This is a genomic window from Woronichinia naegeliana WA131 (assembly GCA_025370055.1).
Taxonomy (GTDB): Bacteria; Cyanobacteriota; Cyanobacteriia; order Cyanobacteriales; family Microcystaceae; genus Woronichinia; species Woronichinia naegeliana.
The window spans coordinates 3,452,661-3,467,831 of sequence record CP073041.1; the positions used below are offsets into that span (position 1 = coordinate 3,452,661).

11 protein-coding genes and 4 pseudogenes are annotated in these 15,171 nt (G+C 40.2%); 7 read left to right on the forward strand and 8 right to left on the reverse strand.

The window, feature by feature from the left end:
* Positions 1-140 precede the first annotated feature (140 nt).
* Positions 141-458 (forward strand): BrnT family toxin, encoded by a 318-nt coding sequence (locus tag KA717_17465; protein UXE64141.1) that lies wholly within the window; start codon positions 141-143, stop codon positions 456-458.
* Positions 439-663: a BrnA antitoxin family protein gene (locus KA717_17470; protein ID UXE64142.1), complete on the forward strand. Its 225-nt coding sequence runs from the start codon at positions 439-441 to the stop codon at positions 661-663. Before KA717_17465 ends, KA717_17470 begins: the two co-directional genes overlap by 20 nt.
* 21 nt (positions 664-684) lie before the next feature.
* Here KA717_17470 and KA717_17475 read toward each other — a convergent pair whose 3' ends face one another.
* On the reverse strand, positions 685-909 hold the full coding sequence (locus KA717_17475; GenBank protein ID UXE64143.1) for a hypothetical protein: 225 nt from the start codon (positions 907-909) through the stop codon (positions 685-687).
* Between the two features lie 153 nt (positions 910-1,062).
* On the opposite strand from KA717_17475, the gene KA717_17480 reads away from it, so the two are divergent.
* Positions 1,063-1,284, forward strand: a complete 222-nt coding sequence (locus KA717_17480) for a hypothetical protein (GenBank protein ID UXE64144.1) — start codon at positions 1,063-1,065, stop codon at positions 1,282-1,284.
* Positions 1,281-1,565 (forward strand): type II toxin-antitoxin system mRNA interferase toxin, RelE/StbE family, encoded by a 285-nt coding sequence (locus KA717_17485; protein UXE64145.1) that lies wholly within the window; start codon positions 1,281-1,283, stop codon positions 1,563-1,565. Before KA717_17480 ends, KA717_17485 begins: the two co-directional genes overlap by 4 nt.
* A gap of 207 nt (positions 1,566-1,772) precedes the next feature.
* On the opposite strand, the gene KA717_17490 is transcribed toward KA717_17485, so the two are convergent.
* Entirely contained in the window at positions 1,773-2,144 is a 372-nt protein-coding gene (locus tag KA717_17490; protein UXE64146.1) for a DUF433 domain-containing protein, read from the reverse strand.
* 308 nt (positions 2,145-2,452) lie between these two features.
* On the opposite strand from KA717_17490, the gene KA717_17495 reads away from it, so the two are divergent.
* Entirely contained in the window at positions 2,453-3,031 is a 579-nt protein-coding gene (locus tag KA717_17495) for a Uma2 family endonuclease (protein UXE64147.1), read from the forward strand.
* Between the two features lie 221 nt (positions 3,032-3,252).
* On the opposite strand, the gene KA717_17500 is transcribed toward KA717_17495, so the two are convergent.
* From KA717_17500 to KA717_17515, 4 genes are all read right to left on the reverse strand, one after another.
* A complete protein-coding gene (locus KA717_17500; GenBank protein ID UXE64148.1) occupies positions 3,253-7,443 on the reverse strand; it encodes a PAS domain S-box protein in 4,191 nt (1,396 codons plus the stop codon).
* A gap of 396 nt (positions 7,444-7,839) precedes the next feature.
* Positions 7,840-8,652, reverse strand: a complete 813-nt coding sequence (larE, locus tag KA717_17505; GenBank protein UXE64149.1) for an ATP-dependent sacrificial sulfur transferase LarE — start codon at positions 8,650-8,652, stop codon at positions 7,840-7,842.
* 25 nt (positions 8,653-8,677) lie between these two features.
* On the reverse strand, positions 8,678-10,174 hold the full coding sequence (locus tag KA717_17510; GenBank protein UXE64150.1) for an ATP-binding protein: 1,497 nt from the start codon (positions 10,172-10,174) through the stop codon (positions 8,678-8,680).
* 219 nt (positions 10,175-10,393) lie between these two features.
* Entirely contained in the window at positions 10,394-10,987 is a 594-nt protein-coding gene (locus KA717_17515; GenBank protein ID UXE64151.1) for an ISAs1 family transposase, read from the reverse strand.
* A 121-nt stretch (positions 10,988-11,108) separates the two neighbouring features.
* Between KA717_17515 and KA717_17520 the strand changes: the two are divergent.
* Positions 11,109-11,693: pseudogene (locus KA717_17520) on the forward strand (ISAzo13 family transposase).
* 5 nt (positions 11,694-11,698) lie between these two features.
* Here the strand turns inward: KA717_17520 and KA717_17525 are convergent.
* A pseudogene (locus KA717_17525) lies at positions 11,699-12,421 on the reverse strand (IS630 family transposase).
* 171 nt (positions 12,422-12,592) lie between these two features.
* Between KA717_17525 and KA717_17530 the strand changes: the two are divergent.
* Positions 12,593-13,825: pseudogene (locus KA717_17530) on the forward strand (IS66 family transposase).
* A gap of 34 nt (positions 13,826-13,859) precedes the next feature.
* Here KA717_17530 and KA717_17535 read toward each other — a convergent pair.
* A pseudogene (locus KA717_17535) lies at positions 13,860-15,141 on the reverse strand (ISKra4 family transposase).
* Positions 15,142-15,171 lie beyond the last annotated feature (30 nt).

Sequence of the window (15,171 nt, forward strand, 5' to 3'; positions counted from 1 at the left end):
CAGTTTGCTATTTTTTAAGTAACGTAACAATCTATTCTATCACTGCTGTTACGGACAGGGGCGGTTCAGGGTAAGTCAGGGGAGACGGCGATCGCCTTATGTATTGACATTATGTATGTCAATAAGTTAATTTTAGGATTATGGATTTTGAGTGGAATGCCAAGAAAAATCAAGCGAATATTGAAAAGCACGGCATTGATTTTGAGTTTGCTAAAGAAATCTTTGCGGGAATTTGGCTCAGTAAGCGCGATAATCGAAAAGACTATGGTGAAGATCGTTTTCTTGCTTTAGGCTTATTCGATCAGTTTGTTTTGTTAGCTGTCTATACCCAAAGAGATCAAAAGATACGCTTAATTTCTGTTAGGCGAGCTAATGCTCAAGAAAGGAGGATTTACTATGGCTATATCGAGAGAGGAACAATTGAAGATTCTTGGTCTGATGCAAGACTCCGAGATTGATTATGCCGATATTCCTGCAACTGATGAAGCATTTTGGCAGGATGCGAGAGTTAATTTTGCGGCGGTTAAAGTTCCTGTAACAATTCGCTTAGAGCCTGATGTTTTGGCTTGGTATAAAGCCCAAGTTCCGCGAGGGTATCAAACCTTAATTAATCACGTTTTAAGAAAGTATATGTTAGAGAACCAACCCATTGAAAAGGTTTAACGATTAATATAGGATCAAAGCTTACAAGCCAGATACTTCTGAGTCCATAATCGCTGCGGTTTGGCATTCTTCTGTCCATCCTAAATCTAATTCATCTATAATTGAACAAGCTTGAGCTAGTTCTTGATCTTCTTGTTGTCGTTGCCATTGTTGCAAGATTGAGATGATTAATAAGTTTTTATCTTCAACTTTTTGGTCGAGATAATAAACTAATTCATCGGGTAGAGAAATTGAAATAGTAGTCATTTTTACCTTTGAGTGAATTTGTTGGCGATCGCGTCTCTACTGGTTAAACTGATCAGCGATCGCACCCATAACATTGTACTAAAAAGTGTTGTTAGAGTTATGTTATAATTTTGATTGTTTAGTGGTTTACGCAAAATTGAAACAAAAAAACAGATGGCTGCAACACAAATTTCCCTATATCAACAAGCATTGGAAGCGGTAGAAGCTTTGTCTGTAGAGGATCAAAGAGAATTAATTGAGACTCTAAATCATCGTTTTAACTTACGTCAACGTCAACAGCTTATTACAGAAGTTAAAGAAGTTCAAACTGAATATGAATTAGGTCAAGTTAAGTTTGGTTCTGTCAGCGATTTTTTAGAGGAGTTAGATAATTGAGAGAAATTGGCTGGACTCCCAAATCTTTGAGGGCTTTTAAACGTCTTGTTCGTAAAAATCCTCACTTACGCTCTTTAGTTGCTAAAACCTTACAAAAACTAACTGAAGATGCTTTTCATCCTAGCTTAAGAACCCATAAGTTAATGGGAGAATTGAGTGATATTTGGTCATGTTCTATTGATTATAACTACAGAATTTTATTTAGGTTTATAGAAGATTCGGAAAATCACTCTTCGTCAATCCTTTTGCTGAATATTGGTACTCACGATGAAGTTTATTAACAATTTTAAGAGAATAAATGGCGATCGCCTCTCTACTGGTTAAACTGATCAGCGATCATGGGGAAGGACGATAGGGCGATCGTTAGCCGCCCATTCCAAAATAACTGGATCTTTAGTATGTATCAGCCTACGTCTTGGACACGAACTAAATCCAGTTCAGGCAAACGTCTCATTAGACCACGCAATATTGCTCCGTTAAAATTTTCGTCACTTAGAAGGCGCATTTTGTCCCGATTCTTTTTGTGACTGACGAGTAAGCAAGCGTTGCCTCAGATCGACTAAGTTGTGTTTTTGGGTAAGTTGTTGTCTGAGTTGTTGAGCTTTTTGATTGCGCTGCTCTAAATAATTGTCAATTTCCTGACGATGGCTCAGATAATAAGCGATCGCACTGTATATGTCTTCTAAACTCAGAACTGAAAATTGAATAGCGATTTCTTCAGGAGTGGAGCCATTGTGGTATGTGGCGAGTAAACTATCTAAAGTCACTCGGCTCGAACCTATACGGATACCTCCCGCTTCATCCCAACGTAGAGGGGGAGAGGCCGCTTGGAATTTCGCTGGGGCGTTCATTAGGGACATATTGCACCTGAGTTGAACTGTGTAAAAATATTGTAGCAAGAAGCATTATGCTTTGTGATTTCTAATAATCTAACTCAAGATCAAATTTTGATTCCGCAAGTATTCTAACCAGACTTTACAAAAAAATCAATTAGCATCGCTTTTCTATTAGATGATTTATGGGCGATCATGGGAAAATATGGCAGGGCGATCGCGTCTCTACTGGTTAAACTGATCAGCGATCGCGATGGAAATAGAGAAGTTTGCGATCGCTCTTATCTTGACTATAATAAAATTAAACCAACCTTATTAAAAAAAGGTGTAAACTTATGCAAGCCCAGACAAAAATTGCTTATACTCCCGAAGAATATCTGGCGATCGAGATTGCCTCGGAGACAAGACATGAATATATTAACGGAGAAATTATTCCTATGACGGGCGGCACTCCAGAACATAATGAAATTGCGAGTATTCTTAATGCCATACTCAGAATTAACCTGAGAGGAAAACCCTATAGTATTTTTATCGCCGATCAAAGACTGTGGATTCCAGAAAGAAAACTTTATACTTATCCTGATGTGATGGTAATTCAACGCCCAATTCAATTGCAAACAGGTCGAAAAGATACGGTTATAAATCCTATTTTTATTGCAGAAGTGCTTTCTCAATCTACTAAAAGTTATGATAAAGATGAAAAATTTGCAGCCTACCGCACTATTTCTAGTTTTCAAGAATACCTATTGATTGATCAATACAGCCAACATATTGAACATTATTCAAAATCTAATTTTAAGCAATGGATTTTTAGTGAATATAATAACTCAGAAGATTTTATAAACCTGACATCAATTTCCTGTGAAATTTCTTTGTTAGAAGTTTATGAGGGCATTGACTTTAAAACTAACTAACTTAAATTATTTAACCGCGATCGCGTCTCTACTGGTTAAACTGATCAGCGATCGCGATGGAAATAGAGCCGTTTAGAGTACAGCTTATCCTTGAGCTTATCCTTGGTCACGGCACGGTAAGACTTCCGCCATTAGATCAGAAGATATCATCAACGAAAAATTTACAGCAAGATATTATCTGTTGTCATAAGAGTTTTTATTATTTTCTTTGTCCTTAGTTTTTAAGTACGGATGTGGGTTGAAAAAATGACTGACTGATTCCGTCCTAGTCTTTTCGCTTCTAATAATGCCTGATCTGCTTCCTCAATCAAGAGCTTAATGGAACTTTCTGGGGTCGGAATTTGAGTGCGAATGCCTAAACTAATCGTAACAACTCTAATATCAGAATCCTCCAGTTTTGAACCTTGGTGGGGAATCGCTAAGGTTTTAATCGCCAGATGGATTTTTTCGGCAACAGTGCTCGCACCGGCTAAGTCAGTGTTGGGCAAAATAACGCAAAATTCTTCCCCGCCCACACGAGCAACCAGATCCGCCGGACGTTTTAAGGTATTACGGACAGTCTGAGCAATCTTAATCAGACAAGTATCTCCTTTGGGATGACCATATAAATCATTATAGTACTTAAAGTAATCCACATCAAATAGGAGCAGTGATAAGGGGTGCTGTTCTCGATAAAGTCTTTTCCATTCCTGTCGAATGTGAATATTAAAGCAACGGCGATTAGCGATCTTAGTTAAAGGATCTTTATTAATTAATTTGAGCAATACTTGGTTGCTTCGTACAAGCTTAATTTGAGTTTTTTTCAATTTTGCTTCGGCGGCTTCGGCCTGTTCTTTGGCTGCAATCAACAAAATTTCTGCCTCTTTGCGATCGCTGATATCCTTCATCATACTGATCACACAATCATCTCCGTTTAGCCAAGTTAAAGCCGCAGAAATTAAAACGGTCTTTCTTTCCTCTGTCGCCGTCCGAATAATAATTTCAAAGTTTTGTACAATTCCTTGCTGAATTAATTGTTGTTTCAAACGATGCAAATTCTCCAAATTGTCCCAGATACTGAGTTCGATACAGGTGTGACCAAGGATTTCTTGCCTCGTTTTCCCTAAAAGTTGACACAGACTGGTATTTATATCAATTAAACGCCCTGATTCTAAATGGGCAATCCAAACAGGATCCGGACTGGTTTGAAAGATGGTGGAAAACTTTTCCTCCGATTCCCGTAGCGCGATTTCAGCCTGTTTGTGATCGCTAATATCTTTAATGTAGCCATACCAAACAGTGCTGCCATCTAGTATGCGTTGAGGAGTTGCGTAACCGATAACCCAAATAACTCGACCATCATCAAAACGAACTCGATATTCACAATGCCAGGGGGCAAGATTAGCCGCCGAGTCTAAAATAGATTGATAAACACGCTCTAGATCATCAGGATGAAGTACACTTAAAACTGGCGTGGCATCTTCTTGAACTTCCTGAGGAGTAACACCATAGATGAGTTGAATACCTTCACTTGCATAGGGAAAATGGAATGACCCATCTACCCGCATTCTAAATTGATAAATCACACCTGGCAGATGACGAGCAATTTGCCTTAAACGATATTCCGATTCCATCTGCTCCGTAATATCTTCAGAAATCCCTAGCAAATATTGAGGTTGTCCAGATTCATCTAAAATTGGAATTTTTTTAGTGTGTAAAATGCGGATGCCTTGATGTTTCGTCTGAATCGTTTCTTGAGGAATATCAACAATACTCGTTTGGGCTAAAACTTCTTTATCCTTTGCATTAAAAAAGGTAGCTTCTTCTGGTGGAAAGAAATCAAAGTCATTTTTTCCTAGTAATTCTTCTCTAGAGTAACCCAATAGCTTTTCTCCGGCTGTATTCAGACGAAGAAATCTCAATGTTTCTGCATCTTTAACAAAAACCATGTTAGGAATATTTTCAATGATCGAATTCAAAAAGTTCTGCATTTTCGCAGTTTCCATCTCTGCTCGTTTGCGATCGCTAATATCCTGGGCCGTTCCCAGGGTTTGCCATACCCGACCTTCCTCCGTGCGAGAGAAGACAAGATACCGACTTAATAACCAATGCCATTCACCCTGAGCATCCCTAACTCGATAATCTAATTCAACGACTTCATCGTGCTTTAAATTCCGAATTTTTTGCAAAGCATCATAAAGTTTGGGCAGATCGTCAGGATGGCTAATGATGTTAAATAAATCTGCTCCCATTGCTTGGATTTCGGTAGAGGAATAGCCCAAAACTTCTGCTACCGAACGATTGGCATAAACATTCCGCTCTTCAATATGGTCATAAATATATAGAAGAGTCGGGGTTGCTTCAGTAATTTGTTCAATAAATCGTTGACTTTCCCTGAGTTGAATTTCTGCATATTTGCGATCGCTAATATCGAGAACAATGCCATACCAAGCAAGTTCACCGTTATCTCGATATTCAGGGCGACAATTAATTTGTAGCCATTTCACCTGCCCACTGGGTGTAATAAAACGCAATTCATTGTTAAGGGGTAATTTATTATCTACATAATCACTAACATTAGCGAGATAATCAATAATCGTTTGTTGATAGCTGGCTACATCATCAGGATGAATTTGTTGTAAACAAAGATTGGCATCGGCGAGAGCAGCTTCTACACTAATTTCGTGAATATTGACAACAGCTGAATTGAGATACTCAAATCGCATGGAGCCATCCACTCCCTGAATCAAAATATAGATAACCCCAGGAGAAGAGTCGGCAATTTTTTGAAAGCGTTCTTCTGAGGCTCGAAGTTCCTGCTCAATTTGTTTAAGGGTTGTAATATCTCGGCCCGCTGACTGAATTTCGATTAATTGCCCTTGCTCATTAAAAATCCCCTGGTTCATCCACTGCGTCCAACCGATCTGTCCATCAGTCCTAAGATCTCGATTTTCGGCAATAAAGCTAGGATGAGCAGGCGTTAAGGTTAATAATTGGTGATGTATGGATTCTAAATCGTTGGCATCAGCAAAATCGATCCATTTCAGTCCTATAACCTCTTCTAAAGGCCGCCCTAAAGCCTTACATAACGCTTCATTGGCAAAGGTAATGGTGGTATCAGGCGAAGAGCGTAGAACAAAGTCTGCTTGAGTTTGCACTACCTTTTGATACATTGCCCTAGAATCTTGCAGCGCGTTTTCTACCTCCTCAAAGGATCGACGCATTTGAGCCGACATCTGATTAAACGAGACCGATAAACTCTTTAATTCCGCGATCGCACTATCTTCTGGTAAAGGTTTTTGCCAATCTCCCTGGGCTAACGCTTGACTCGCTCGGCTCAATCGTTGAATCGGGTGCGTAATCCAACGGGCTGTTACCACTCCTATTAGGGTAGTCGCGACTAGGGTGAGTCCAGAGAGTAAAAGAGTTCGTTCTCGATTGGATTGGATCTCTTTCATAAAATGGGCTTCGGGAACCACTGTCACGACGAGCCAATCTAAGCCATACCGATCTTGATAGGGGCTGATTCTAACCCAAAAATGGGGCAATTCAGGCAATCGCAAAAGTTGTGAGCTAGTAAAGGCTGAAGCAGGAATGGTTTTTAAACTGCCAAATTTTTGGATTAAACCCTGGGTCAGATCACGAATGATCGGGTTTGGGCTAGTTAAGGCTGATTGTCGTTGGGCCTTACCGTTGACGAGGGAAATAGAGGCATCTTTGTCTGAACTAGCAATCATTAATCCCGATCGCTCCAGAATAAAGATTTTTCCTGAGGTATGACGATTGAGGGTTTGCAAAAAATAGCTAATTTGGGAAAGTTCCAAATCAATGCCTAATACCCCCTGCAATTGTTTTTGGGCATTATAGACGGGGGTACTAGCGGAAAGGCTGATGTGATCGGGTAAGTCTGCCCAGGTATAAACATTACTCCAGATCGGTTTACCTGTTTTGACCGCATCCAGATACCAGGCTCGATTATTGGTTTGAGGATTCGCTTCGGTTCCTAATAATTTTTGGCGATCGCCGGTTTGGTTAACGGCATAAGATCGCAGGACATTCGGGTTAGAACGGGAAATTTCGGCAATTTCTAAGATATTATTTTCCCCATTTCCGGATCCAATAAACCCCCCATCGGGACTCCCAAAATTCACATAGGCAAAATCAAAGGACTTTTTCTGACGATAAAAATATTTACCCAGGGCGGAAAAATTATTCAGGTCTAAAACTCCGGCTTGGACGGCTTCCAGATTCATCTGGTTAATTTTTTGGGCATTGCCGAGATAGGTATCCAAATGTTGATTAACGCGATCGCCGATCTCTGCCATTAAGTCATTCGCTAAATGTTCTACCGCCTTTTGACCACTACGATAGGAAAAATAACCGACTAAACCGACAGCTCCCACAATTTGCACCACAAAAGGAAGGATCAACACCCAGCTTAGAGGGATGTTGGGGAATTTTGATCGCTTGGGTGAGGATGAAGACATTTAGAAATTGCGGGGCAAAAAAGACGGATATCACCGAATCAAGATATGAATCTATGGCAATAATCGTTTTAGAGTCCCCTAAAGCCCCGAACATTAGAGGATTTTTGTATTGCAATTTCTGTTACCATGGGAGGTTAGTCGGCTAAAACAGTCCTAAAGACAGCAATTCTAAAGACCAATCGACAATATGGCTCTGTTGGTTGAGTATTTTGGGGAAATTAGCCGATTGAGAGGCAAGAATGGCGGTTTAACTTTCTCTCTAATACAGAAACTTTACTTATCATACCCAAATAAATGGGAACTCTGTCATTCGTATGAAGCCTAATGATGAATAAGTAAATATTATACAGTACCTTGCAGAATACGGTTTAATTTGCCGCTCCGATAACCTTCTAGATCTAACGTGACATATAAGAAGCCAAGCTCCTGAAATTTCTGCACCACCTGGCTAAGCTCCGTTTGTTGGACAAAGGCTTGAATTTGTTCGGAAGGTAATTCAATTCTGGCGGTATCGCCTTCTGACCGCACCCGCAACTGTCGATAGCCCAAGGTTCTCAGATAAATTTCTGCCCGTCCGACCCGTTGTAGTTTAATCAGGTTAATTTCCTCGCCATAGGGAAAACGAGAACTGAGACAGGGTTGGGCCGGTTTATCCCACCAAGGCAAACCTAATAATTGAGATAACTCTCGCACTTCTAATTTACTTAACCCAATTTCGGCCAACGGCGATCGCACTCCCCGTTCCTGGGCCGCCTGAATGCCTGGTCGATAGTCCTGTAAATCATCGCCATTAACGCCATCGATCACATAGGGATAACCCCGCTCTAGGGCTAAGGGTTTAAGGGTATCATGCAGTTCACTTTTGCAAAAATAGCAACGATTCACGGGATTGCTAGTATAGTTAGGATTCAGCATTTCCTGAGTTTCTACCCATTCCTGGGCAATGCCGATCCATTCCGCCTGATCATTGGCTTCCTCTAATTCCTCTGGTAACAATGACGGAGAAATAGCTGTCACCGCCAGGGCGCGATCGCCCAGCACATCGTAGGCCACCTTGGCTACTAAAGCACTATCCACCCCGCCCGAATAGGCAATTAAGGCACAGTCCATCTCCCGAAAAATGGATTGCAATTGTTGTAAGCGTTCCCTGAGCATTTGGTTATCAAACTCCTGATTGTGACTAAATCGGTAGATGTAAGATAAAACAACTACCCTTCCCTTCCTCTGACACTAACGTAATATCGCCTCCATGTAATTGAGCTAACTTTTTAGAAACGGCCAACCCTAGCCCCGTTCCCTTCTGTTTACGGCTTAGGGAGTTATAAATTTGTTTAAAGGGTTGAAATAACAGTAATTGATCCTCTGGCTTAATGCCGATACCAGTATCAATCACCGAAAAGGTTAACTTATTAGAATATCGTTCTACCTTAAGAGTAACAGAGCCGCGCTCAGTAAATTTAATCGCATTGGATAGTAAATTGAGGAGAATCTGTTTTAGACGTTTTTGGTCGGTCATACAAACATCCACATCCTGAGCAATCTCCAAATTGAGATCTATACCCTGTTCCCTCGCCTTGCTTTGCACAATCGATAAAGAGGAAAGACAAATATCCTCTACTGCCACCATTTCTAAAAATAGCTCCTCGCGATGGGCGTCTAATTTAGAGAGATCCAAAAAATCATTCACTAAAGATAATAAATGTTCTCCTGAATTGACAATCCCTTGGATATACTGCTTTTGCTTCTCATTGAGAGGGCCATAAAGTTCCTCCCGTAGCATTCGGGAAAATCCTAAAATTCCTGTGAGAGGTGTTCGTAGCTCATGGTGAATATGAGACAGAGTTTCGCTATTGCTCTGGTGAAAAGCTTCTATCGTTTCCTGATGAAGGGTTAATTCTTGCAGTTTTCGGTGACACTTAAGGGTTTGATAAAGTAAAGCCAATCTTCCACAGATCTGTTCTAATAGTTGAATTTCTTGAGGCGTAAAATTGCGATTAGAATGGGACGTTTTTAAGACCAAATTGGCGACCAATTCTTCTCTAACCACAATAGGCAAGTTGAGCATGGAATTAATGGCACAGCCTGACTCATTGTACCATTCTCCCAAAACCTGATCGGGCTTTTCTTGATCTAATAGAGCAGTATAATCTACCTCAAAGTATTTACCAATTAACCCTAAAATCTTAACGACAATGGCGGGTATATCAAGATTGATATTGAGGGTCTGGGTAATCATTTCTAGCAAATCTCCCCGCAACTGGAGTGGATATTCATTGGCCAGAAAATGATGGATCCAATGCTGACTGCAAGCGTATTGTTCAACAAGTTTTCTTAGTAACTTAATGTCTCTTTCTTCCCCAAAATCATTATCGTCCGAAGAATGAAGATAAATTCCCCCTAAGTACTGCTGCTGATAAAGACATGGCAGGAAAAGATGGGAATAATGTTGGGAAATTGCTTCATTAAGGACAAAAGCTTGACTGTGATCCTGCTGATTACAGCCGAGAAGAATCCCTTGACTGAATAAGGGTTGTTTGGATTCAATAATATTTTGACAAAAAATTAATAATTGCTCTGGTGGTGATGAAGGAAAATTAAAACCATAGAGACGGAGCGTATGATTAGGATGGAATTCCCAGAAAAAGCAACCCTTAGTACCAACTACGATCCGTAGCAACTCAACGGTTTTCAGTCGCATTTCTTGAGTGGCATCTCTGGTGTCTGTGCTTTCTCCCCAAGATGCTGAAAGATTCAGTTTTGGTTGTGGTTGTGTAGAAAACACTGAGGTCTGACTCAAAATGAAAGTTTAACTAAAAACATTATATTTCGACTTTATATTATCGAGTTTACTGTTAAAAAGCAAAGAGAAGGGGAGTTGATGCAGGGCAAACGCATCTTATCCGAGTAACACCTTAAGGAGATAGTTCTCGTCCCAACCAGCGCGTAGCCGTTGATTCTTGATACCAAGTTTCAGAGTATTTTCCTTTGTGAGCAAGTTAAGAGCGATATGGCGTAAGACGGCTAAATTCTCAGGAGCAAAATCCTTACGAATGCGACAAGCATCCTCATTGAAGGCCAAGTCTAGAACCCAATGTAAAGAGTTTTCTATCAACCAATGACTACGAACAGATTGGGATAATTTTTGAGCATTACTCGGCAGGCTACTGATATAGCGGGTCTCATACTCTGTTTTGCCCTTTAATCGTCTCTCCGCTTGAATCATACAGATGCTCGTCAACTTTGCCCATTTTTCCCCACCCAGCAAAAATTCTGTTTGTTCCATCGTCCAGCAACGGCGAATTTCAATCCGTCCATGTCCCTTGTCTATTGTTTGATGGAAATCATGCTTAATTCCCACAAAATTAATCGCTTGAGCATGAGCGAATAATTGCTCAACATCCTCACATAGATTACCTTGATTGCCTTTTAGTGCCAGAACATAATCTCCTCCTCGCTCTACTATCTGTTGGGCAATCTGAGGTGGCCCCAATAGACTGAACAAAAATAGCGGGGAGTAAAGCTCTGAAGTTAACGGACTCCCTAAGAGATAGCCATAAAATAAATGATCCGATAGAATAGCAAAAGACAGTTTTAACAAAAAGGTAAATTGTATGCTGAAAAAATCAGTACCGGAAATCAGTGAAGACCTAAAATCGCTGTACATCGAAACAGCCAAAAAACTAAAAGGTAGCGACAGGAGACAATTCATGGCACAGGTTGTACAAGGGTTTGGGAATAGGGGGACAAACCTTCGCAGAACGCGAATTAGGGTGGAATAGACGAACAATCCGCAAAGGAACAGAAGAATTAACGAGTGGTCAAGCATTCATAGATGGTCGCAGCCGTAGTGGGCGCAAAAAAAAAGAAACAAAATTACCGAATATCTTAGAAGATATAAAGTCGATAGTGGAGCCGAAAAGTCAAACAGACCCAAGTTTTAAAAGTACGCGATTATATACGAGAATAACAAGTGAAGAGGTGCGTAGGCAACTGATTGTACAATCAGGTTATCAAGAGGAAGAACTACCATTATCGGAAACAATCAGAAGAAAATTGAATGATTTGGGGTATAGCTTAAAAAGAGTATTAAAAAGCAAACCGAAAAAAAGATAGCAGAAACGGAAGCTATTTTTGAACAAATCGAAAAAATCAACAGGGAAGCAGATGAAGACCCAAAGACATTGCGTAAGCTGTCATCAGTTTAACTTGCAATAATACTTGAGCCCTTGTTTTTGATTTTACGTCCCCAACATATTGTCAATCCACCTTCATTAAGAAGTTTATGGATGAGAGATTCTAATTCTTCAATTGATTTGAATAATTTATTTGCAATATATTCTTTTGCTGAATGCCATACCAATTCCATTAAATTATAATCGGGACTATAGGGGGGTAAAAACTCCAAAATAATGTTTGGCATTTCTTCCGTGCTCTCGTCTAGAATTTCTTGCTTTTTGTGGAAGCTCGCATTATCTAAAATAATCACAATCTTCGGACCATTCTTTTCAAAGTCTTCTTTTTTATTTCCTTGTTCTATCCATTCTCTTTGTATGTCTTTGTAAAATTTTAATAATACACTCTTGAAGTTCTGAGAGCTACCAGTGGGAATCAAATCAACCCACCGTTTTTTGTCAGTATATCTAATACCACCCATTACATTGACTCTTCCTTTTCTTCTATCTCCCCTCACTTTTTTACGCTTTCCTTTTTTTGTCCAATGTTTTCTCCGTATTACTCTTAAGCTGAAGCCACTTTCATCCCAAAACCATATCTGGATTGATTCTGGCTTTTCTTTCAAAAGCTTCTTGTACTCTTCAACTTTCTTTCTAAATTCCTCTCTTTTTTGCTCATCTTTTTTATCTTCTAGACTATATTTTGCCCAGATGTAGACAAATCGCTTTGTAATTAGTCACCGCAATAAAGAAGGAAATTATTGAGAATGAGAAGCAAATGAAAAAAGTAAAGAATAATGAAGAAAGGAAAGGCGGTTAAAGAGATAGGTTAGAATAGGGAGACTATGAAAAAACTAGACCCAGTTCCAGACTTAAACCAAGAAGAAGTGAAAATGCCATGGCAAAAAGAAGTGGCAAAAGATTGGTATGAAGATTATCAGAAAGAAAAAGAAGAGAACGAAAAGCTGAGAAAAGAATTGGTAGAGTTAAAGAAAGAGATAGAAAAGTTGAAAGAAAAGCTGAAAAAGCTTAACCAAAGAACGAGTGAAAATAGCTCTCAGCCCCCAAGCAGTGACGGTTACAAAAAGAAAGTCGCCAAAACCTTCGGTCAAAAAGGAAAAAAAAGAGGTCCAAAGTACGACCATGTGGGTAAAACCAGAAACGGGTTTGGTCGGGTAGATGAAATAGTAGATTTAAGGATGGAAAAATGCCCAAAATGTGGTGCGTCAGTGGAAAAGCAAAAGGAGACTATCATCAAAAAAAATCAAATAGCTGAATTAGTCAGTAAACCAGTAGAGGTAAGGGAATATGTTAGGGAAAAGTATCAATGCTCAAAATGTGATTGGGAAGGTTATGCCCCACTTCCTTTGGGATGTCGTGAAGATTTTAGCTACGGTGCAACCTTATCCAGCTTAGTGGGATGGCTGGGATATGGGGGAAATTTGACTTGGCTAAAACAACGATACTTGGTAGAAACGGTCTTTGGCATTCCTCTGTCTCAAGGGAGTTTAGCTAAAATGCACCGATGGTTTTGCGAAAGCTTGTATCCTAGTTATGAACAGTGGTGGACTTACATACAGGAGCCTGGAGTCCGTTGTGTGGACGAAACCAGCTATCGCGTCAATGGGGTTAACTATTGGATGTGGGTGGCTACTTCCTCCTCTGTTTGTGTTTTGTTTCTGGCTCCCAGCCGGAGTTCCGATGAGGTTCATTCCCTATTAGGTAAAGATTTTCATGGGCTTCTCAGTACGGACTGTTGGGGGGCTTACCATCGCCAAAATGCCCAGCATAAACAGAAATGTCTGGCTCATATTGGGCGGGAATTGAAGGCCTTGGAAACTTCCCACTTTTCTGAAAATAAACTTTTTGCTCAGAGAGTTTTTCCTATTCTAGAGCAAGCTCGTCAATCCCATCGAGATTATCATCAAGGCAAACTGAGCTTAGAAGCTTTACAACAACAGCGACCCCTAGTAGAAGCTCAACTTCAAGAGGTTCTGGATAATCCGCCGCCCACGGGATGGGCAAGTGATTCCCAATTGTTATCTAATCGCTTTCGACGTTATTGGCATGATTGGTTTACTTTTCTTACTTTTCCTGAAGTTAAACCTGATAACAATGATGCCGAGAGAGCCTTGCGTCCTGTTGTTATTCATCGTGGGTGCGACCTTTAGTTGATAAAAGCTGTTGTAATCAGGGTTCTACAGGGAACCCATATTGATCAAGTTTTGCCCAAAATTGACTCCATCGTTCCTTGGTCAATACCAAAGCTCGTAGGCTCAAAATAATTCCTGCTCCTTTTTCCTTCCATCGCATCCCTGAACAACATAATCGTTGTTTGACCAACGTCTTACAAGCTGCTTCCGTAACACCTGAACCAATCGGATACTTTTTCTCTAAGTATTCAGCATAATCCATTTGATGCTGATGATTCTCGTAATAAGTAATCGCCGCTTGTAGTTTCTCGGTAAGATTCTTAGAATGACTTTTTTCTTCTTTGACTTCTTTCATCAGATTTAGCAGTTCTCCTGCTTTTCCTTTTTCATGCTTGAGTTCTCGACAATTTTCAGTCAACCATTCTTTTTGTTTTGACACGGTATTCGGATGCAACGCTTCTGCCAAGGCACCTAAGTAACCAGAGGCATGATAGAAATCTAATATCTGTTCTTCCGTTTGCTTTTCTAAAAACTTCCAATTTGATTCTGCCCCGTCTGCTATCCCGACCAATGTTGCCTCTGGATAACGGTTTTTCGCTCGCTCAATTTCTCTTTCCAATCTTTCTAGAAAACTCTTTTTTCCATACTCTGGTGCCGCACCTAGATAGATTGTAGGTTGACGTTCGCCTTCACTATCGTATAGGGAAACGGTTCCCACCATTGCTTCACGGTAGCCATCCTCACACATCAGCATACAGGTTCCATCTAATCCTATTCCCACTGTTGCAATTTGGCTATCCTCCTTGGGCGGGGCATAACTCCACGCTTCTTCTTTTGCCTGTACCACACTTCCTACTGCTTCACTCAATCTTTGGATATAGGATAGCGCTACTTTTCTACCATGATTTTCTAATAAATCATTTTTCACCTCTTTGCCTGCCATCCCTGACATTTTTGAGGATACCTGTTTTGCCAATAATGGCGTTGATGTTATGATTATCCTTGCTTCTCTTTCTAAGGGGCAATACGTTTTTCCTCAAAGGTGAACGCTGATATACATGACGATTCACTATAACCTCACCATAAGGTGTTTGATATTCTTTCGGTTGCTCTCCCTTACTCTTCCAGATTTCTTCACCGATTTTTAAGGGTGAACCATCTGTATCTAAATATTTCAAGGCTTCTTTGCTGGCGATGCAACCTACTTCGTTTAAGCCTTTTTGAATATTTATTTCTGTATCCAACATTGAACGACTGAGTTCTAATGTTAGTTCTATTTTTATCTTTGAACCCTCTACATTAATTAGTTTTGCTGTCATCATTGTTTCCTCTTTGTCACTTTTCATCTC